19 protein-coding genes, 1 tRNA gene and 2 pseudogenes are annotated in these 19,337 nt (G+C 67.6%); 13 read left to right on the top strand and 9 right to left on the bottom strand.

Annotation, left to right across the window (positions count from 1 at the left end):
• Positions 1-164 precede the first annotated feature (164 nt).
• Positions 165-237: transfer RNA gene (locus PV419_RS11065), tRNA-Arg, on the bottom strand.
• A gap of 473 nt (positions 238-710) precedes the next feature.
• On the bottom strand, positions 711-1,781 hold the full coding sequence (locus PV419_RS11060) for a LacI family DNA-binding transcriptional regulator (protein ID WP_319687795.1): 1,071 nt from the start codon (positions 1,779-1,781) through the stop codon (positions 711-713).
• 264 nt (positions 1,782-2,045) lie between these two features.
• Here PV419_RS11060 and PV419_RS11055 point away from each other — a divergent pair, with 264 nt between their 5' ends.
• Positions 2,046-3,080 carry a LacI family DNA-binding transcriptional regulator gene (locus tag PV419_RS11055; RefSeq protein ID WP_319687794.1) on the top strand — a complete coding sequence of 345 codons (1,035 nt, stop codon included), beginning with the start codon at positions 2,046-2,048 and terminating at the stop codon, positions 3,078-3,080.
• 209 nt (positions 3,081-3,289) lie between these two features.
• On the top strand, positions 3,290-4,417 hold the full coding sequence (locus PV419_RS11050; protein WP_319687793.1) for a choice-of-anchor Q domain-containing protein: 1,128 nt from the start codon (positions 3,290-3,292) through the stop codon (positions 4,415-4,417).
• 83 nt (positions 4,418-4,500) lie between these two features.
• On the opposite strand, the gene PV419_RS11045 is transcribed toward PV419_RS11050, so the two are convergent.
• On the bottom strand, positions 4,501-5,145 hold the full coding sequence (locus PV419_RS11045; RefSeq protein ID WP_319687792.1) for an SGNH/GDSL hydrolase family protein: 645 nt from the start codon (positions 5,143-5,145) through the stop codon (positions 4,501-4,503).
• Between the two features lie 126 nt (positions 5,146-5,271).
• Here PV419_RS11045 and PV419_RS11040 point away from each other — a divergent pair, with 126 nt between their 5' ends.
• Positions 5,272-5,982 carry a cupin gene (locus PV419_RS11040; RefSeq protein ID WP_319687791.1) on the top strand — a complete coding sequence of 237 codons (711 nt, stop codon included), beginning with the start codon at positions 5,272-5,274 and terminating at the stop codon, positions 5,980-5,982.
• A gap of 141 nt (positions 5,983-6,123) precedes the next feature.
• Here PV419_RS11040 and PV419_RS11035 read toward each other — a convergent pair whose 3' ends face one another.
• On the bottom strand, positions 6,124-7,158 hold the full coding sequence (locus tag PV419_RS11035; RefSeq protein ID WP_319687790.1) for a LacI family DNA-binding transcriptional regulator: 1,035 nt from the start codon (positions 7,156-7,158) through the stop codon (positions 6,124-6,126).
• A gap of 185 nt (positions 7,159-7,343) precedes the next feature.
• On the opposite strand from PV419_RS11035, the gene PV419_RS11030 reads away from it, so the two are divergent.
• From PV419_RS11030 to PV419_RS11005, 6 genes and pseudogenes are all read left to right on the top strand, one after another.
• Positions 7,344-8,264, top strand: coding sequence for a sugar ABC transporter permease (locus tag PV419_RS11030; RefSeq protein WP_319687789.1), 921 nt, complete (start codon positions 7,344-7,346; stop codon positions 8,262-8,264).
• Entirely contained in the window at positions 8,257-9,153 is an 897-nt protein-coding gene (locus PV419_RS11025; RefSeq protein WP_319687788.1) for a carbohydrate ABC transporter permease, read from the top strand. Before PV419_RS11030 ends, PV419_RS11025 begins: the two co-directional genes overlap by 8 nt.
• A gap of 102 nt (positions 9,154-9,255) precedes the next feature.
• Positions 9,256-10,560 (top strand): sugar ABC transporter substrate-binding protein, encoded by a 1,305-nt coding sequence (locus tag PV419_RS11020; RefSeq protein ID WP_319687787.1) that lies wholly within the window; start codon positions 9,256-9,258, stop codon positions 10,558-10,560.
• 99 nt (positions 10,561-10,659) lie between these two features.
• Positions 10,660-11,775, top strand: coding sequence for a Gfo/Idh/MocA family oxidoreductase (locus tag PV419_RS11015; protein ID WP_319687786.1), 1,116 nt, complete (start codon positions 10,660-10,662; stop codon positions 11,773-11,775).
• On the top strand, positions 11,772-12,710 hold the full coding sequence (locus tag PV419_RS11010; protein WP_319687785.1) for a PmoA family protein: 939 nt from the start codon (positions 11,772-11,774) through the stop codon (positions 12,708-12,710). The genes PV419_RS11015 and PV419_RS11010 overlap by 4 nt, the downstream gene beginning before the upstream one ends.
• 205 nt (positions 12,711-12,915) lie before the next feature.
• Positions 12,916-13,221: pseudogene (locus PV419_RS11005) on the top strand (DUF4158 domain-containing protein); the annotation flags it as partial.
• A gap of 198 nt (positions 13,222-13,419) precedes the next feature.
• Here PV419_RS11005 and PV419_RS11000 read toward each other — a convergent pair.
• Positions 13,420-13,938: a hypothetical protein gene (locus tag PV419_RS11000; protein ID WP_319687784.1), complete on the bottom strand. Its 519-nt coding sequence runs from the start codon at positions 13,936-13,938 to the stop codon at positions 13,420-13,422.
• Positions 13,939-14,241: 303 nt separating this feature from the next.
• Positions 14,242-14,406, bottom strand: coding sequence for a hypothetical protein (locus tag PV419_RS10995; protein ID WP_319687783.1), 165 nt, complete (start codon positions 14,404-14,406; stop codon positions 14,242-14,244).
• 271 nt (positions 14,407-14,677) lie between these two features.
• Between PV419_RS10995 and PV419_RS10990 the strand changes: the two are divergent.
• From PV419_RS10990 to PV419_RS10980, 3 genes and pseudogenes are all read left to right on the top strand, one after another.
• Positions 14,678-15,079 (top strand): annotated as a pseudogene (locus tag PV419_RS10990) (recombinase family protein); the annotation flags it as partial.
• Between the two features lie 266 nt (positions 15,080-15,345).
• A complete protein-coding gene (locus PV419_RS10985; RefSeq protein WP_319688193.1) occupies positions 15,346-15,606 on the top strand; it encodes a hypothetical protein in 261 nt (86 codons plus the stop codon).
• 208 nt (positions 15,607-15,814) lie between these two features.
• The gene (locus PV419_RS10980) at positions 15,815-16,270 is read left to right on the top strand and encodes an acetylxylan esterase (protein WP_319688167.1); all 456 of its coding nucleotides are present in this window, start codon (positions 15,815-15,817) and stop codon (positions 16,268-16,270) included.
• Positions 16,271-16,602: 332 nt separating this feature from the next.
• On the opposite strand, the gene PV419_RS10975 is transcribed toward PV419_RS10980, so the two are convergent.
• Both PV419_RS10975 and PV419_RS10970 read right to left on the bottom strand, forming a co-directional pair.
• Positions 16,603-16,737 (bottom strand): hypothetical protein, encoded by a 135-nt coding sequence (locus tag PV419_RS10975; protein WP_319687782.1) that lies wholly within the window; start codon positions 16,735-16,737, stop codon positions 16,603-16,605.
• Positions 16,728-17,426, bottom strand: coding sequence for a phytanoyl-CoA dioxygenase family protein (locus PV419_RS10970; RefSeq protein ID WP_319687781.1), 699 nt, complete (start codon positions 17,424-17,426; stop codon positions 16,728-16,730). Before PV419_RS10970 ends, PV419_RS10975 begins: the two co-directional genes overlap by 10 nt.
• Before the next feature lie 93 nt (positions 17,427-17,519).
• On the opposite strand from PV419_RS10970, the gene PV419_RS10965 reads away from it, so the two are divergent.
• Entirely contained in the window at positions 17,520-18,077 is a 558-nt protein-coding gene (locus PV419_RS10965) for a hypothetical protein (RefSeq protein WP_319687780.1), read from the top strand.
• Here the strand turns inward: PV419_RS10965 and PV419_RS10960 are convergent.
• Positions 18,062-19,273 (bottom strand): argininosuccinate synthase-related protein, encoded by a 1,212-nt coding sequence (locus tag PV419_RS10960; protein WP_319687779.1) that lies wholly within the window; start codon positions 19,271-19,273, stop codon positions 18,062-18,064. The genes PV419_RS10965 and PV419_RS10960 overlap by 16 nt on opposite strands.
• Between the last annotated feature and the right edge of the window lie 64 nt (positions 19,274-19,337).

The raw sequence follows: 19,337 nt of genomic DNA, 5'->3' as shown, positions 1-19,337 counted from the left end.
AGGAACCTGGGAGGTCGTCGAAGGGCTGGAGCTTGATGAGGCTCTTTGAAATCTCGGAGATCAACTCTCCGTCCGCTCACGCAAACGGCCCCGGACGAGACGTCCGAGGCCGAGTAGGAGCCCTCTCCAGGGGATAAACCCCAGGTCAGAGCGGTAGCGCGTTGTGCCCCCGGGCAGATTCGAACTGCCGACACCCGCTTTAGGAGAGCGGTGCTCTATCCCCTGAGCTACGGAGGCGGGGGCTTGTGGCAAACCTTGCTGAAAATCCAGGGTGTGGATCTTCAACGAGGAGTACAAGCCCGCTGGTCAGACGTGGTACGACGCTCTCCGCAGGGTCACCTGAGCAGACAGCGCGATGTACCAATGGCTGACCAGGGACAGCGTAGCGGATGCGCGTCGGTGAGGGTCCCCTTGTGGGGGATGGGGGAGGGGCGGCGAGCTGGAGTGCCTCTGACCTGCCGTGCCTGTGGCTTGCAGCGCATGATTGGTGGACGTTGAGGAAGCAGGGACCGAGGGCGGTTGAACCGTTCTGCTCCCCATATCAGCTCGTGGGGCTACTTGCCGCTGTCTCGGAGCGCCTGGCATGACAAGCCGCCCCTTGTCGGAGGAGGTAGCGGCCTCTTGCGCTGCCCGCAGGCCGGAACTGCCGTCGTCATGCGGACCATGCCACCGCAACCGGTACCGCCATCGCCGGTCGACTCGGCGCACGGTCATCGACGCGGTGTGCTGCCCCGCAGGACGACGTTCGTAGAGACCGGTACGATCCGCGAGGCATCGTCTTCGGAGAGTGCGAGTTCCATCGCACAGAGCCCGACCTGCTGCAGAGGTACGGTCACGGAGGTGAGTGCCGGGTCGACGTCCACGGCTGGGCCGATGTCGTCGAAGCCGGCGACGGCGACGTCCTGCCCCGGGATCAGCCCGGCGTCGCGGAAGGCGGTCATCGCGCCGATCGCCATGACGTCGTTGACGGCGAAGACGAGTTCCGTGCCGTCCAGGCCCCGCCGGGCGAGCTCGCGGGCGGCCGCACAACCGCCTCGGCGGCTGAACTCTGCTTCGACCATGAACCGCTCGTCGATGTCGATGTTGAACTCGCGCAGGCCCTCCACGAAGCCGTTGCATCGGTCCCGGGACGTCCTGAGCCCGATGCCGGCGCGTACCACCGCGAACCGGCGGTAGCCGAGACCCACCAGCGCGCGGGCAAGCTGCCGCGCTCCACCGTAGTTGTCGATGCTGACCGTGCGGAACGGCAGGTCGTGCTCGCTGATCAGGACCACGCTGCCGCCCGCTTCCTGGTAGGCGTCGAGCTCGTCGAGGAGAAAGTCGCGGGTGTAGGTGCCGTCGATGCGGCTGCCGGTCAGGATGATGGCGCGGGGCCGAATGCCGCGCAGTGTTCGGACGATCTCCAGTTCGCGGTCGGGGGAGCGGTCCGCGACCGCCATGGTCACGATGAGTCCGGCCGCCTCCGCCGCCTGCGTCACCCCTGCCGCGATGGAGGAGAAGTACGGGTCGTCGACACCGCTGACGACCAGCGCGGCGGTGTTCGTCGATCCCCGCGCGATCGCCTGGGCGGACAGGTGCGGCGCGTAGTCCAGTTCCGCGGCGGCGGCGAGCACGCGGTCGACGTTCTCCTGCCGGACGTTGCGGATGCTGCCGTTGAGCACGCGCGACGCCGTCGCCTGCGAGACGCCCGCCGCCCGCGCCACATCACGCAGGGTCGCCTGGCGCTCCCCGGATACGGCCTTCCGCCGTCGCGGCGGAGGCGCTGCCAACCCGTCTTCCATGCCGCACATTGTGCACCGAGCCGTACAGCGCCTCGAAGGTGCTGGAATGATTACCAGCGTCACTCACTCACCACTCATTCATTCATTCACTCACTCACTCGCCCGCCCATCCACCACGGAATGCGTTTTCCCCCTCCGGGCGGTCGGCCACGGGGGCCAAGGAGCCGATCACCACCCCTGTCCGTGTCCCCTTCGGCGACCTGCCACCTATCCTGGGGTAGCTTCGACGGCGGCTCGTTTTCTTGGTGCGGGAGGGAACGGTAGATGCCTCATCCAGCCAGGCTGACCGTCACCCTTCGCGATGTGGCGGCGGCCGCCGGTGTATCGGTGTCGACCGCGTCACGAGTCCTGGGCGGCAGCTCCCGGACGGTCGCGCCCGCATACGAGCAGCGGGTCCTCACAGCTGCGGCCGCGCTGCGCTACACCGCGGACGCCTCGGCCCGGGCGATGCGGCGCGCGAACGACTCGATCGCGGTCGTCGGCGACGACCTCACGACCCCGTCGATGGGGATGGCCGCCGCGGCGATGGAACGGCAGGCGCGTGACGCCGGGGCCTTCGTGACCGTCTCGTCGACCCATGGCACCGCCGAGCGCCAGCTCGAAACCGTGCGCCTGCAGCGTGCGCTCCGGCCGCGGGCGCTCATCCTGACCTCGAGCCGCCTCGACGCGAATGCCCTGGGCGGGCGCCTGCTCGACCAGTTGCTCGGCTACGAACGCGAGGGCGGCCGGGTGGTGATCGTCGGTGACACCGACATGCCGTTCGACTCCATCGGCTTCGACAATTACGGCTCCGCGAAGGAACTCGCCACCCATGTCGCCGAGCAGGGGCACCGGCACGTGACGATCCTCGCCGGTGTCCGCGGGCGGGGGAACGTCTCCGCCCGCACCGCGGGTTTCGTGGCCGGGCTCCGCGACGGCGGCGTCGAAGGGCGGCACATCCGCATCGCGCACAGCGCGGTGAGCCGCCAAGGAGGGTTCGACGCGGCGCGGCGGCTGGTCGCCGAGGGGCTGGAGCCGCCCCACGCGGTCCTCGCTGCCAATGACACCATCGCCATCGGTGCGATGTCCGCCTTCCGGGCTGCCGGGGTGGCGGTGCCGGCGGACGTCTCGGTGACCGGTTTCGACGACATCGACCTCGCGACCGATGTGACACCGCGGCTGACGACCGTGTCGTTGCCGCTGGCGCAGGCAGGTGCCGAGGCGGTCCGCCTCGCACTCGCGGCTCGTACGGACGCCGCACACCTGATGATGCGCGGGCAGGTCGTGGTGCGCGACAGCACGGCGGCCCGTACCGACTGAGCTGCCCCTGCTGTTCGGCGCAGGGGCCACGCACCCCTTCGGCCGTCCCGGGCGGGTGAGCAGCACCGAGCGTCCCGTCGGCACTGCCGTTGGCCTCCCCGCGGGTCTGCCTCAACGCTGACGAGTTCATACGCCCGAAACCTTGACGCGCTCTCTCACGGCTGGGCACACTGCGCGGAATACGTTTTCCCGGGCTGAGGGGGCAGGGCATGAGGGCTCTCGGCGAACTTCGGCGGTTGCGCGGGAGCGCCGACGACACCGCACGCGAGCGTGAGGACAAGGCCGCCTCCGGCCTCCCGCTGCCCTGGCGCGCAGGTCGGCCCTTCTCACGTGAGCCGGCCGTGGCGCGGCCGGCCCTCGGCTTCGCCGACTGCGGTGTCTCCGGCAAGGCGACGCTGACCGACAACCTGTTCGTCTCCGTGCCGAACTCGCCGTCGTTCGAGCAGCAGTCGACCATCCTCTACAAGAACAACGGGTACTCGTCCAACATGACGACCATCCCGACGTCCGACGCGACGCGCAAGGTCGGCAGTCCGATGCTCGTCAAGCCCTCCGTCACGGGCCCCTACGGCGACGAGAACGGCCCGAGATTCGACACGGCGGCGAACTTCGCGCTCCGGTCCGGATCGCCGTTCGTCGACACCGGCGCCACCGTCACCGGCAACGGCGGCCTCGACCTCGCCGGGGCTCCCGTGCCGATCGGGGCCGGTCCGGAGATCGGCGCCTTCGAACGCGGCGCGCCCAGCGTCGCGTTCACGGATGGTTTCGACAACCTGGCGACCGGCGCGCTCGCCAACGGGACCAACGGTTGGCGAGTGATCTCGACCAACAACGACGTCTCCGTGGTGGCGACGCCGTCCGCCACCGACAAGAGCGTTCGGCTGACGCGCACCACCGATGGCGGTGGCAGGAACGGCACCAATCTCGCCCGGCTCTTCAGCACCCCACTGCAGGGCCTGGTCACCATCGACGCGCAGGTGATGCGCGACGACACGCAGGCGGGCTGGTTCGGCCTGCCCTACCTGTACAACGCCGACGGCACCCAAGCCGTCAGCGTCGCGTTCGCCCGCGGCCAGATCCACGCGTACGAGGGGACCACGGACACCGTGCTCGGTACGTACACCACGGGCAAGTGGTACCGGATCACGCTCACCGTGGACACCGTGAACCAACGCTTCGACCTGGACATCGACGGCCATCGCGTGGTGACCGATGCCGCGTTCCGCACCTCGATGCGGGGCATCGCGAAGGCCGCGTGGTACTCGAACGGCGGCGAGCGCGGGGCGGTGCACGTGGACGACGTCCGGATCTCGCGCGGTACCGGATACAGCCAGTGACAGATTCAGTCCACTGAAAATTCGCACATGAGAAATCAGCTCTGCCGGGCCGAATGGGCCCGCAGAGCTGATTGACGCACTGATCAGTGTGATGACATCTGTCGCAGCCTTGCGCTCACCACCGGCACATAGAACGTGGTGATACCTGCCATGTTCGGGTGCGTTCCCGACCCATCCCTGCCGGGGAAACCGTTGACCAGACCGTCGAATGTGTATGTCGCCCGCTGGGCGTCATCGCGGGTGTCGAACATGGTGTCCTGGAAAACGTCGGCGATGGCGACATCCCACTTCTGACAAGCCCGCAACGTCACCTCGCGCAGCGCCACCTGAGTGTCCCAGTCCCGCGAGCCGAGTTTGTGGGCGGCGACGTACACGATGTGGGCGGTCGGCCATTTCCGCTTCATCGTATCGAGCGTCCTCTCCAGCTCTTCTGCGTAGGTGCCCACGTCATACACCTGATGCCGGAAGATTGACTGGGCATCGTTGGTGCCTCCGTCGAAGACGACGAAGTCCGGCGCGATGTCGGGCGCCTGCTCGATCTGTCTGAGTATCTGCCCACCGGAAGCATGTGGGTCGGCGCCAATGGTCGCGCCGTTCCGTGCGAACTTGGCAAGGGTCATTCCCTCTCGTTCGGCAACGAGGTCAGCGAAACTGTGCGGATACACATGCCCGTACACAATGCTGTCGCCGAAGGCGTAGAAGCTCTTGCCCGCCAACCCATTGTCCATATCAGTCTCCTCGCTACTCCGACGATTCGGGATTGATTTAAGCAGGACATTGACCCGTTGAGTCAGGAGAGCGTATCTTACAGACATAGTAAGCGCTTACTGTCGCGAAACGGAGTGCTGCTGTTCATGAATGCAAACAATACCGGGTTGCCCGGGGGTGTCGCCATCTCGCACCTGTCGGTGTACGACTGGCCTGCTGTCGACGGGGTGTGCGGTGGCACGCCTCATATGCATCTGGCGTGCTCGGAGGCGTACGTCGTCATGGGCGGCCGTGGGGCCGTGCAGACGCTGACTGCATCGGGGTACGAGGTCACTCCGCTCCAGGCCGGTGCGGTCGCCTGGTTCACGCCCGGCACCATCCACCGGCTGGTCAGCGAGGGCGATCTGCGGATCACCGTCCTGATGCAGAACAGCGGGCTGCCGGAGGCGGGGGACGCCGTCCTCACGCTGCCCCCGGAGTACCTGACCGACCCCGAGACGTACGCACGTGCCACCGTCATCCCGGCTGACGCGCCCGAGGAGGAGCAGGAGCGCGTCGCCCGGGCGCGGCGGGACCTGGCGCTGGAGGGCTACCGGGCGCTGCGCGAGGCGGAGGGGCCCGAGGCCCTGGCGGCGTTCCACCGGGCCGCCGCCGCGCTCGTACGGCCGAGCATCGCCGAGTGGCGCGAGCGGTGGCGACAGGGTGCCGAGGCTGCTGCCGCGGCTACCGGGGTGCAGCTCGACTGGCTGGAGCGGGGGGAGTTCCCCCACCTCGCCGATGCCGTCGTACGGTCCCAACGGCCTGCTGCCTTTGGGAGGTTCGGGATGTGCGGACGGCTCGACGTCTACGGGAACTGAGCCCCTGGACGCGCCCGCATGACCCACACGGGTGCGTGCCGTGCCGGCTCAGACCTCCAAGCGGGCCCGCCGACAGGGCCGACGGAAGGGAAGGCCCGGTCCGAGACCGGCACCGACTCCGGCGGCAGTGCCCCCGAATGGTCATCGATCGCGGCCAGGACGGTCTTCGGGGGACGGTTCGGCCGTCGACTCCCGCCATACGATTCGGAACAGCGTCTCCCCGTTCGCCTCGGGCGCCGTATCGAGCAGACCCGCGATCAGCTTGGTCATGGCCCTGCGGCCGAGTCGTTCGAGGTCCACGTCGACCGTGGTCAGGGACGGGGTCATGAACTGTCCCACCCCGACGTTGTCCCAACCGGTCACGCTGATGTCGCCCGGCACGTCCCAGCCGCGCTCCCGGGCGCCCCGGACGACGCCGGCGGCGACGAGGTCGTTGGCCGCGATCACCGCGGTCGGCCGGGCGCGGTTCGGGAGTGACCGGATCGCCGCTATGCCGGACTCGCCGGACCAGTCGCCGTCGAAGACGCCGACGGACTCGAGCCCGAGGCGTTCGACCGTGTCCAGATAGCCCTGCTTGCGTGCCCTCGCGGAGGCGAACTGCGCGTCGCCCGCCACGTGAAGGAACTGTGAGTGACCGAGCTCCGCCAAATGCTCGATCATCCGCACGATCGGCGTGGCGTCGGCGAGCTCCCCGATGACGCGCATCTCGTCGTCGAAGTCGGCCGAGATCACCACGGTCGTCCTCTGGTGCAGTTTGTTCTCCATCGCGGGGAGCACGGGGGCGAGGGAGAGGATGCCCTCGAACTGCCCCGAGTCGGCGAGTTCCAGCAGGCGCTCACTCCTGGCCCGTACGCCGCCCCCGGCGCTCACGACGTCCACGAAGTACCCTGCGGCGTGTGCCGTCGCGCTGGCTCCCGCCAGCATGCGCGAGGGGTTGAAGGCCATGGCGGGCATGAGGATCGCCAGTCGGCCGGTCTTCCGCGTCCGCATGGACCGTGCCACCAGGTTGGGGCGGTAGTCCAGTTCGCGGATCGCGTTCTCCACGCGTTCCAGGGTCGCGGGCTTCAGCCCGCCGTTGAACCGCAGGTACCGCGACACCGTCTGGGGCGATACGCCGGCGAGGCGCGCCACATCTGTGATCGTCGGCCGTCGTCGCGCCGTGTCAGCGCCGTCCATCCGTCTCTCCCACCCATCTGCCCACATTCGGTGAAGTCAGAGACTACACACTCTTGACGCAAAAAGTGATCGTTCACTATGGTCCTCACAACTCAAAGTGTGAACGATCACTTTTTGATCATGCGTGGCCCGGGGCGGGCCCGCACCACTGTGTTTCCGATGCCGCCGCTCAAGGGAGCAGTGCCGTGAGCTCCATCAACGAACTACGCCGGCTGCGCGGGTCCCGACGGGGCGCGCGACAGCAGAACAAGGCGGCGTTCTTCTTTCTCCTGCCATGGTTCGTCGGGCTCTTCGGGATCACTCTCGGCCCGATGCTGGCCTCGCTCTACCTCAGCTTCACCAAGTACAACCTGCTGCAGCCGCCGCAGTTCAGCGGACTGGACAACTGGACGCGCATGCTGCACGACGAGCGTCTGCACCAGTCGCTCCAAGTGACCTTCACCTATGTCCTGGTCTCCGTTCCGATGCAGCTGGCGCTGGCCCTGGGGCTCGCCCTGCTGCTGGACAGGGGAGTGCGGGGCCTCGCCTTCTACCGCTCCGTCTTCTACCTGCCGTCACTGATCGGCGGCAGCGTCGCGATCGCTGTGCTGTGGCGCACGATTTTCGGCACCAGTGGCCTGGTGAACAAGGGCCTCGGTGTGTTCGGCATGCATGGACAGGGCTGGATCTCGGAGCCCCGGACCGCGCTGTCGACCCTCATCGTCCTGAACGTCTGGACGTTCGGCTCACCCATGGTGATCTTCCTCGCCGGCCTGCGGCAGATTCCGGCCTCCTTCTACGAGGCGGCCTCCGTCGACGGCGCGACGCGCTGGAGACAGTTCCGCAGCATCACGATTCCGCTGCTGACACCCATCATCTTCTTCAACCTGGTGCTGCAGATCATCCATGCCTTCCAGACGTTCACCCAGGCCTTCGTCGTCTCGGGCGGCACCGGAGGCCCCGCCGACTCCACCCTCTTCTACTCGCTGTACCTCTACCAGCGCGGGTTCGGCCACTTCGACATGGGTTACGCGTCCGCGCTCGCGTGGGTCCTGCTCCTCATCGTCGCGGTCTTCACCGCCGTCAACTTCTGGGCCTCAAAGTACTGGGTGTTTTACGATGACTGACCGCACCGTGGCCGTACCCCGCTCGCTGCCCGTCACCCGCTCTCACGCGGCGCGCCGCGGCAGGCGCAGGATCCGCCCTCTTCTCAAGCACGTCCTGCTCGTCGCCTGCGCCCTGACGATGCTGTACCCCGTCCTGTGGATGGTGGTCAGCTCCCTGCGCCCCAACGACGAGATCTTCCGCAAGGCGGGACTCGCCCTGACGCACCTGCGGGTGGAGAACTACACGGGCGGCTGGAACGCCTTCTCCCAACCGTTCAGCCACTTCCTGATCAACTCGCTGATCGTCGTGACCGGCGCGATCCTCGGCAATCTCCTCGCCTGCTCCTTGGCCGCCTACGCGTTCGCCAGGCTGGATTTCCGGGCGAAGCGCCTGTGGTTCGCCGTCATGCTCGTCACGATCATGCTGCCGGTCCACGTGATCATCGTGCCGCAGTACATCCTGTACTCGCAGCTCGGCTGGGTGAACACCTTCCTGCCCCTGATCGTGCCGAAGTTCCTGGCGACCGACGCCTTCTTCATCTTCCTCATGGTGCAGTTCATCCGCGGCATCCCACGCGAGATCGACGAGGCCGCACGGATCGACGGCGCGGGGCACCCGCGGATCTTCTTCAACATCATCCTGCCGCTGATGGTCCCCGCTCTGGCGACCACGGCGATCTTCACCTTCATCTGGACCTGGAACGACTTCTACACCCAGCTGATCTATCTCACCGATCCGGACAAGTACACCACCCCCCTCGCGCTGCGGGCCCTCGTCGACCAGCAGAGCGCGACCGACTGGGGCTCGGTGTTCGCCATGAGCGTGGTGTCGCTCGCTCCCGTCTTCCTCGTCTTCCTCGCCGGACAGCGCTTCCTGCTGCGAGGCATCGCGACCACCGGCGGCAAGTAACCGCGGGGGCTACTGCCGGACACGCGGAAGCGACCGAGCCATGGCCGCTCGCGAGCACCGCAGCCATCAATCTCACCCACGCTCCACGCACAGGAGAAGCACATGAAAGCCAGCCCCTTCAGACGCGTCGCCATCGGAGCGGTCGCCTCACTCTCGCTCGCACTGACCGCCTGCTCCGGCACCAGTACCGGCTCCCCTGCCAAGCTCAGCGACAAGCCGGTCACCCTCCGCCTCACCTACTGGGGAGCGGACGCCCGAGCCAAGGTCACCGACGAAGCCATCGCGGCGTTCGAGAAGAAGCACCCCAACATCAAGATCAAGGGGCAGTACAAGGACTGGAACGGCTACTGGGACGCGCTCGCCACGACGACCGCGGCGAAGGACTCGCCCGACGTCGTCCAGATGGACGAGCTCTACCTCGCGTCGTACGCGGACCGCGGAGCGCTGTACGACCTCGGCAAAGCCAAGAAGTTCCTCGACACCTCGCAGTTCGACGCCAAAGCCCTCGCCACCGGACAGGTCAACGGAACGCAGTACGCGCTTCCCGTCGGTATCGGCGTCATGTCCGTCGTTGTGAACACCGACCTGTTCAAGAAGTACGGCGTGGCCCTTCCCGACGACAAGACGTGGACCTGGGACGACTACACCAAGGTCGCCAAGGAGCTGACGGACAGGAGCGGCGGCAAGATCCACGGCACGTCCACAGCACCCGGCTTCGACGCCGGCAGCCTCAAGTACTGGGCCCGTCAGCAGGGCGGCAACCTGTTCGGCAAGGACGGCAACGTCTCGCTCAAGTCCGAGGCGCTCGCCGGCATGTGGAAGTACGGCCAGAAATTGATCTCCTCCGGGGCCAGCGTCAAGGCCTCGACGATGGTCGAGGACCTGACCGCCGGTATCACCGCCGGCAGCTTCGCCACCGGCAAGACAGCCATGATCGGGGCCTATAACACGCAGATCACCGCGTTGCAGCAGGCGACGGGCGCACATCTGAAGCTGCTGCAGATGCCCCACGTCGGCACCACCAAGGCGAACTTCTTCAAGCCCTCCATGTACTGGGCGGTCTCGAGCCAGAGCAAGCACCCGGCCGAAGCCGCCGAGTTCGTCAACTTCCTGCTCAACGACCCGACGGCCGCGGACATCCTCAAGACGGAGCGTGGAATCCCCGCGAACGAGAAGATACTCCAGCACCTCGAGACGGGTCTGGCGGGGACCGACAAGGCGGCTGTCGACTACATGAACGCGGTGACGCCGGGTGAGTCGCCGGTCGTGACGCCCAACGGCGGAAGCGGGGTCGAGCCGGAGCTGCAGCGCTACAGCCAGGACGTCTACTTCAAGAAGAGCTCGCCCGAGGCCGCCGCGAAGGCCTTCATCAAGGAACTCCAGGGCGAGATCGACGCGGCCAAGTGACCTCTCCCCGGGGGGCCGTCACCACCCCCTCCTCCCCCGACGGCCCCCGGGGAGAACCCCGCGAAGAGCAGGTCAGAAACCGAGAGAGAGAAACCACCCATGCCCAGCTCCCGGCCGCCGTACCGCGTGGCCATCATCGGCACCGGCGGTATAGCCGGCGCCCATGCCGCAGCCCTCGCCGAACTCTCCGAGCGCGCCCGGCTGGTCGCCGTCGCCGACGTCGACCCCACACGCGCCGCTGACTTCGCGAACAAGTTCTCCGTGCCGCACGTCTTCACCGACGCCAAGGCCCTGCTGGAGAGCGAGAAGCTCGATCTCGTGCACATCTGCACGCCCCCGCAGACCCACGCACCCCTGGCCTCCCTGGTGATGCGGGCCGGCGTCACCGCCCTGGTGGAGAAGCCGACGGCGCTGAGCCTGCGCGAGATGGACCAACTGGCCGCAGTGCAGGAGCAGACCGGGTCCAGGGTCCTCACCGTCTTCCAGCACCGCTACGGTGCCGCGGCCGTACGCCTGCGCCGGCTGGCCGCGTCCGGGGCGCTGGGCCGGCCGCTGGTCGCCACGTGCGAGACGCTGTGGTATCGGCCCGACGAGTACTTCGACGTGCCGTGGCGGGGACGCTGGGACGTCGAGGGAGGCGGCCCCACCATGGGGCACGGCATCCACCAGTTCGACCTGATGCTGTCGGTCCTCGGCCCCTGGTCCGTGATCACCGCGCTCGCCGGCCGCCAGGCCCGGCCCACGGACACCGAGGACGTCTCGGTCGCCGCCGTACGGTTCGACAACGGAGCTCTCGGCACGGTGGTCAACTCCCTGCTGTCCCCCCGGGAGACGTCACGGCTGCGCTTCGACTTCGAGTACGCCACGGTCGAACTCGAGCACCTCTACGGCTACCGCGAGGAGCACTGGCGGTTCACCCCGGCCTCCGGCCACGAGGAGCTCTCGGACCTCTGGGCCGACGCCGACGAGCCGGACATCACGAGCGGCCACCGGGTGCAGTTCGAGGCCGTGTTCGACGCCTGGGACGCCGGTCAGGAATCCGGTGTCACTCTGCTGGACGCGCGTAGCACCTTGGAGTTCGCGGCGGCGACGTACGCCTCGGCGTTCCGCGGTGTTCCCGTCACCGCGGGAGAACTGGCGGGCGACGACCCGTTCACGCTCAGCATGGACGGCGGCGCCGTGCCGTGGGAACCGGTCAAGGAGACCCTGGTATGAACGCTCTGCAGATCAGCCACGACGTCGGTGCCTCGGTCACCGTCCGCGACGGCGACACCGTCCTCTTCCACTACGTGTACCAGCCGGACACCGTCCAACTGGAGTCACCCAAGCCCTACATCCACCCCCTGCGCACCCGGGCCGGCAAGGTGGTCAGCCTGTTCCGCCCCCACGACCACGTGTGGCACAAGGGCATCGCATGGTCACTGCCCCACGTCGGCGAGGAGAACTTCTGGGGTGGCCCCACCTACGTCCACGGACGCTTCTACGTTCAAATGGAGAACAACGGGACCCAGGCGCACCGCCGGATTGCCACGCTCCACCGGGACGGCGGTACGGCGACGTTCGCGCACGAGCTGGAGTGGATCACCCAGTCCGGCGCGCTGTTCTTCACCGAACGCAGGAGGCTGCGAGCGGAGCTGATTTCCCCTCAGGCGTGGGCGCTGACGTTCGAGACGCGGATGACGAACGTCTCCGGAGCGGACGTCGCCATGGGATCGCCGACCACCAAGGGACGGGAGAACGCCGGCTACGGCGGCCTGTTCTGGCGGGGCCCGCGGTCGTTCACCGGTGGCCGGTTCGTGACCGAGGAGGGTCTGGGCGGCGACGAGGTCCGCGGGCGGCGCATGCAGTGGATGGCTTTCGAGGGCCGCCACGACGCGACGGACGCGCAGTCGCTCGTGCTCATGGTCGACGACGCGGCCAACCCCCATCACCCGCCGCAGTGGTTCGCCCGGACGGAGGAGTTCGCCTGCCTCAACCCGGCACCCTTCTTCAGCGAGGAGCTGACCGTCGAGGACGGCGCCACCGTGCGGTTCCGCTACGGCGTGGGAATTGCCGACGCCGACGCGAGCGCGGCTCCCGCACTCGCGGACGCGGTACGCGACGTGCTCGCACGGTCCGACGCGTCCACCGCCGCCGGGCAACCCGCATGAGCATCACGTTGTGGTGACCGAAGTGGCCCTCGGGGAGTATCCGAACGGAAATCAGCGGTAGCGGAGCGATCTTGATTCCGGTTCGGTGACGTGCCTGTTTTGCCTGGTCAACGGGGTCTACGTGCCTGGTCAGGCCTGTTGAATACCTGTCTGCTGAGCAAGAGGCCCGCTACGGCCGGTTCGCCACGGAACCCTCACCCGGGGAGTCGGCACTTTCCTGACCGAGGACCCCATGGCGGTACCGGCCTCCGTGGTGCGGTTCGTCGCCGAGCAGCTCGGCCTCGACGACGAGCATTTCGCCGAGTACGGGACGCGCGCGCAGACGGTGTACGAACACGCGGGGGAGTTCCGCGACACCTACTGGGCGATGTACTCGGCTACCGCCCGGGGGCACCAGGCGGTGGTGTCGGGCGCGCGGCTGGCCTCGATCTCGCCGTCCAGCTGCTCGTTGGCGATGCGCTCGGCATCCGCCGGCAGTACGTGGCGGTCCATGAGGCCGTCCAGGGCGTAGGGGACCGCCGTGCGCTCGGGGCCCTGGGGGAGCGCGCGGCGGGCGGTGTGCAGTCCTCGGGAGATGACGGCCTGCCCGACGTCCAGGAGCTGGCGGTACTCCTTGCCGCCCTGGGTGAGGCGGGCGGCGGCCGGGGGCCCGCCTGCGGGCCCCCGGCCGGCATCGATCCCGCCACGCGCGATCCGGAGTGCGGCACGATCATTTGTGGTCGACGTACCACTTCGTGCAGCTCTTGCCCCCGCTCTTCGGGAAGAGACAGGTACGCACGGCGTAGCTGTAGCCGTCGCCGGTCTGCAGCCGCACAGCACGCGTCGCCAGCTGGTCCTCGACGTTTGCCTCGTAGGCGTTCGCTGTGTCCCCGCAACTGTCGTAACCGCCCACGGTGGCGGGATGCTGCGGCTTGCTGCTCATCTTGAACTTCTTGTCGCTGCGCTGGACCTCGACCCGGTCACCCTTCACGATGTCCTTGGCATAGGCGCGGGCCTTGTTGTCCTTAATCCGCTCGGTCCACAACTCGGCGTGCTTTCCCTTGTAGTCCAGCTCACCCGAGACCCCGTAGATCCCCGCGACGCCCCCGCAGAACTCCGCCGCCGCCCGCACCGACGTCCCCACGCCCTTGGTGACAGCGCTCGCCGGCGCCCCGGTCACAGCGATCCCGGCGCCCGCGAGCAGGAACGACGACACCACCACGCCGCCGGCCATACGCTTCTTCCTCATAACTCTCCCCCGTACGTCCTGAATTACGGCGCCCCCTCCGGGGACGCCCCGGCGGAACAACGCGCCCCTTGACCAACGCGTGCTCCGCACCCATAGACGCCGGCCACACCGGAACCGGTTCCCACCCGGCCTGCCCGCCCACACGATCGGCACCGATTCGTACGATCCCCGCCCCGGACACTCGCGTTCAAGATGTCTTCCTGACGGCTCGGCGGCGGACCGGCGCGCTCCGATCCCCGTGCCGGTCCGTCTTGACGGTACGGCGGCCCGGTGACAGCGGGGGCCTGTTCCGCACCGGGCGGATCACAGGTTGCGCAGGGCGTCGTTGGCGGCGTCGCTGACGAACACCGCCCCACCGAGGAAGCCGAGCGTGGCACCCCCGAAGACGAACCAGCCCAGGGGCCGGCCGCCGCCGAAGGCGACCAGACGAGACGGCGATCGGGCTGATGGCGCCCGATCGCCGTCCATGACCGCGCGTGTTCGTTGAGGGACCTCAGACGAGTTCCGATTTCTGAAACCGGCGCAGGTCAGCGAGTTGGACGGGCGCGGTGAGCGTTCCAACCGTCCGGCGGGAACGCCCCGAGAGCCGCACTGCTCCGGCCCTGGTCAGAGGTGACTACAGAGAACTACTCGTCACTTCGCCGCAGCTTCGGGAGCGGACCCCCGACGTAGCTGCCCCCGATCAGCCGCAGGCTCTTGACAGATAGGGTCCATTCCTCTGTACGGAAGGGGCCCACGAGTGGCGAACCTGGTCTACGAGCGAGTCTCGACCGACCAGCAGTCGACCGCCCGCCAGGACCTCGTCCTGGACGAGGCCGGGATCGAGGACCCGGTCGTCTTCGAGGAGGACCCCGGCACCTCCAGCCGCCTCCACCCGCTCCAGCGCTCGAAGTTCCGCGAACTGCTCACCTACGCGCGGCCCGGCGACACCGTGCACATCTCCGAGATGTTCCGCCTCGTACGCGGCACCGGCCACATCCTCGACGTGCTCGACGTCCTCCACCGCGACCGCCTCGCGCTGCGGATCCACGACGGCGCGTTCTCCGCGATGGACCTCACCGCCCGCCACCCGCGCACCGGTGAACTGCCGTCCACGGTGAAGTTCATGGTGCAGACCCTCGCCGCCGCCGGCGAACCGCAACGCGACCTCCAACGCGAGCTGACCTACGACGGGCTGCGGGCCGCCGAGGCCAGGGGCAGCAAGGGCGGGCGCCGACCCGCCGTGGCGGCCGACAGGACCGACGCCGTCCGCACCGCGTACCTGGAAGGCCGCTCCATCGCCGCCCTCGCGCGCGACCACGACGTCAGCCGCGGCGCCTCCGTACCGCCGTCGCCGACCTTCTGCCCGAGCACACCGCCGAGGGCCAGGAGGACCTCCCGGCCCCGGAACTGCCGGTCACCCTCGACATGCCGGGCAAGGTCGCCGATTTCCTCCGCGCCACCGAGCTGGAGCTCGACGAACGAGCCGCGCTCGACCAGGGCGTCACCGTACGGCGCGGCCAGGGCTACACCCTGCGCGTCAGGACCACCCAGGCCGTCCACCGCCAGCTTCTCGCCCGCTGCCAGCCCCTCGACGGCGGCCAGGGCACCCCGACTGTCCCAGCACAGCGCAAGGCCCGCCGCGAGTACGAGAACCGCGTCAACGCCCTCATCTCGGCCGGACCATGATCCGGGTCAGCGGCTACCGCTGATTTCCATTCGGATACTCCCCGAGGGCCGAAGTGCCGGGGCGTCCCGGCGCTTCGGCGCGATCCGTCCTCGACAGCGGGCTTCTGCCCGCTGCGCCGGGCCTGGCCGGCACCGGCCCGCTGCCCGGGAACCTCCGGTCCGGGAATCCGCACGTACCGAAGGAGAGCCCGCCGTGCCGCTCACCGACATGTCGCTCGACGAACTGACCCGCTACCGCCCGGAGACGACACGCTGGCTGCTCGTGCCGCGCGGGGCACCAGGCCCGTTGCCCGTTCTCATCAAGTACCTCGGCTACACCTGTGGCCGCTGCCTGCCCACCGACCACCTGCTGCCGCCCGCCGCCGGGTACGCCCACCTGGTCGTCGACAGCCCCGGTCAGGGCCACGACACGCCCGGCCGGGGCGAGGGCGGCGGCACCCCGTGGATCGAGGGCTTCATGACCCGCGGCATCCGTCGAGGTCGTCTCCGAGGGACCGTACGTGGAGGTCGCCAAGTATCTGCGGTGGCACAGCCAGGACATGGCGGACACCGCGTCGCGAGCTGGCGCCGAAGGGGTTCTGAGGGGGATACAGGCACCCGGTGTCGATCCGGGAAGCCCGGCAGCGGACGCGGGACTACGTCCGCGGACTGCTCAGCCCGGTAGGCCCTCCGAGACCGAGAACCCCGCCGGTGGCATCGGGTGACCTTCGACCACGGACAGGCCGGCTATTCGACCGCCCAGCACCTGCGTTGATCTGGGACACCAGGAGATCGCCGTGGTCGGCGGCCTTCCTCCGCACCGGGTGCGCCTGGAGGGCGCGCAGTGCGCTGGCGGAGGCGTCCCTCACGATCGCACCCTCGCGAGTGCGGTCTCCGGGGGTGGACCTGACGGGTTTTCTCACCGGAGCGCCGGAAACCCCGCTCGCGCCCGTGCCAGGCCTGAGCGCCCTCACCCCGCGCGAACGGGAAGTCACTTGGCTTCTGACCGACTCCAGATCAGTAGTGGGGCTCCACGCCCAGCCGGTCGTCACAGCGGGGGGTGAGGGGGGTGGACTCCCGGCTGACGAGGAACTCGGGACGTGTGGGGTTGGCTGGTGCGTTGTCGACGGCGTTGTAAGTGATCAGAAGCAACGCACGCCGGTCTGTCGAGGAGTTGTTCGACGAGGAATGGACGATGCTCGGGTGGAGGCGTGCACCGACCCCGCCGGACCCACCATGAGCTCGGTGCCGTTCCGACGGGCAAGGTCGGACGCCGTATCGGTGTTGACCGTGTAGGCCAGATCGGCGGATACGTGCCGACGCCAGTCACCCTCCCCTTCCACCATGTCGGGGAGACCGATGAGGCCCAGACGGTGGGAGCCCGGGACGACGACCAACGGGCCGTTGTCCTCATGTACGTCGTCCAGTGAGATGGCGATGTTGACGGCGTCCGGACGGGGCATGCCGTCCTCCTTGCTCCAGAACGCGTAGTCCTGGTGCCACGGCCAGGCTGCGCCTTCATGGGCCTGCTTGAGGTTGACCTTGAACTGGTAGACGTAGACCGACTTTCCCGTCAGTGCCTCGGCCAGAGCGACGAGGTGCGGATGTCTCACGAGCGCGGAGCACACGTCGTCGAAGAGATGACAGCCGTGGATGGCCCGGACGACATCGCTGTCCCTCTCATGGACGACCTCCGACCTGCGCTCCCGGCTGATCGACTCCACACGCTCGCGGATCAGCTCAACCGCCTTGTTGTCGAATCGGAAAGGTATCCGGCTCCACCCGGCTTGAGCGTAGGCAGACCGCAGCGCGGTCGACGAGTCTTTGATCGGTTGAGACATGATGCACCCTCCCTGCTGTGAAAGACCGTTTTGTGAGTTATTCGTGCAGAGCTTCTTGGGACACCACATGGTGCCGCTGGCACAATGCTTTCCATGGGAAACTCTCAGGCGTATCCGGTGTTCCGGACCACGGATCTGGCGGCTGCGGTGGAAACGGCTCGTCGTTTGCTGGCGATAGGTGATCCGACTGGTGTCAAGGTGAGTCTCGAGGTCACCGTATCCGAGGCGTCGGAACTGGAGATGCTGAGTGCTGCCATGCCAACGGCCACCGCGTTTGGGTGCGGGCAGAGTCCAGCCATTCAGGCGTCTACCAGTTCGGTTATCGCGAGTCCGTTCCCGATTTTTCTGGAGTGGACATCACAGCCTCTCGGGCGGCTCGAGGACTGCTTCGTCGCCGTTGCCGGAAAGTGTCCCGCAACCGTGGTGTGGAGCCGGGTGGGCTGGCCGGAGGTTCCTGCGCTGCATCTGCCCGCGGAGGAGGAGTATGCGCATGTTTCCGTCTCCATTAATTCGCGACAGCTTCACTGGGACGAGCCCGCGCCTGATCATACTGTGCACATTCACGACCGGAAAGGCGGGAGTCTGCGGGCTCAGTGGCTCGCCGATCAGGTCGGTCTTTATCTGATCGGTCCTCCCTATCTCGCGGTGTGACCTTGCATCGGCTTATCAGATCCCCAGGAGATTTCGGCGACGTTGTCCTTTTCCCAGGCTTCCCGGTCGCGCAGGTAAAGGGGGTGGTCTGCGACGATTGCCGTCGTCTGGGCCGATCCTGCAGTCATTCTCCACTGTACGGAGCCGGTGATACGGGCCGAGCAGTTGTCGATGAATGACTGGCAGGCGGCTCGAAGGGAACCGAACCACCGGCCCTCGACGGCCTCGCGCACCCAGAGCTGTTCCATGTGCATCTTCTCCCGGATGGTCTCGGCATCCAGGATGGCCGTTTCCAAATGCCGGTATGTACGCAGCAGCAGGCAGGCCGCGGGCATCTCGCGGATCTCCAGCACTTTTTCTCCGCCGGTCAAGTGCTCAAGACCGCTGTAACGGCCGATGCCGAAGGCGCCCACGCGCAGGTTCATGTCGCGGATCAGGCCGGTCAGCGGGAGGTGAGTTCCGTTGACGGCGACAGGAATCCCCTCATGGAACCTGATGTCCATGAGTCCCTCCGGTGCGGAATTCCCGGCGAGGGACCACCGGTACAGATGCTCGGGTGTGGCGTGGTCTTCCGGGTCTTCCAGGATTCCCGACTCGAATTCGCGGCACCATAGATTCGAGTCACCGCTGACGATCCGGTCCGCCATTTCATCCAGGCCGGCATGCTTGAGTTCCTCGATCTTCTGGGCCCGGTCGACCGGATCGAGTTCGTAGGGGCTCCCGTACCGCCCCGGGAAACCGAGCAGGTCGATTGCGCCGTTCAGCCGTCGGAGGGTGTTCTGGGACTGGTTGGCGGTGTGCAGTACTGCCGATGCCCCCATGCCCTGGGCCATCTCGACCGCTATGCGTGCCATCAGGGGACGGCTCAGTGAGGAGCTGATCGGGTGGGTGTTCAGATAGACGGCCTGTGCCGCTATGGCGGGGAGAACGAACTCACGCGCGAAAGTTTCCCGGGCGTCAACGATGTGCAGTTCAATGCCGAGCCGGTCGGCTATGCGCTGTTTCTCCTCGGGCGTCTCATCGCCTCCCACATCCACGCTGATCGCATGGATGTCACGATGTCCAAACCGGCGCAGCCGGTACAGCAGATAAGTGCTGTCCAGCCCTCCGCTGAACAGCGTGATGACGGGCAGGTTCTGGTCGAGGACCCCTGTGGCGAGGTCGCGGAAGGAGCGTACGACTTGGTTTCTGTTCAAGGGAATTATTCCAGGGGTGCGGTGATTGGATGGGGAATGGTCACGCCATCAATGAGCGCGTTCG

It is taken from the genome of Streptomyces sp. ME19-01-6, assembly GCF_033793745.1.
Taxonomy (GTDB): Bacteria; Actinomycetota; Actinomycetes; order Streptomycetales; family Streptomycetaceae; genus Streptomyces.
Note: the sequence above shows the minus strand (reverse complement) of the source record. Positions and strands in the feature narration are given on the sequence as shown.